Annotated in this window: 1 pseudogene; it reads right to left on the bottom strand. The window is 66.9% G+C overall.

The features are described 5' to 3' along the window. A pseudogene (locus AUL36_RS20010) lies at positions 1 to 530 on the bottom strand (homoserine dehydrogenase); the annotation flags it as partial. Positions 531 to 543 lie beyond the last annotated feature (13 nt).

The raw sequence follows: 543 nt of genomic DNA, 5'->3' as shown, positions 1-543 counted from the left end.
AGCGACTGGGCAAAGCCGACGATCTCGATCGTCGCCGCCGGCTCGTCGCCCGCCGCGCCCGTGTAGACGACGCCGGCCTTGGCGGCTTCCTCGCGCAGGAAACGGCCGATCGTGATGTCGGCCTCGACATTCAGCATGACCACATGCTTGCCGTTTCGGAAGGCTTCCAGCGCGATCAGCGTGCCGACATTGGGATTGCCCGTGGCGTCGATCACCACGTCGATATGGCCCGACGCGCAGAGCGCCTTGTAATCCTGCGTCAGAGCGACCTTGCCACCCTCGATGGCGCGGTCGATGTCGTTGACGCTGCCGGCGTGGGCGAATTCGGTGCCCGCCATGCGCAGAGCGGCCTCCGCGCCCGCGATGTTCAGCTCGGACAGAGCCCCCAGCCTGACACCCGGCATGAGGGTGAGCTGCACCACCATGTCCGTGCCCATCTGGCCCGAGCCCGCGAGCCCGACCGTCACCGGCCCGTTCTTGTCCGCATAGGCCTGTAGCTCGGCCGCAAGGCCCACCTGAAGAATGGTCATCGAAGATCCTCCC

Source organism: Aureimonas sp. D3 (assembly GCF_001463805.1).
GTDB classification, from domain to species: Bacteria; Pseudomonadota; Alphaproteobacteria; order Rhizobiales; family Rhizobiaceae; genus Aureimonas; species Aureimonas ureilytica_A.
This window is presented reverse-complemented; position numbering and strand designations above follow the sequence as displayed.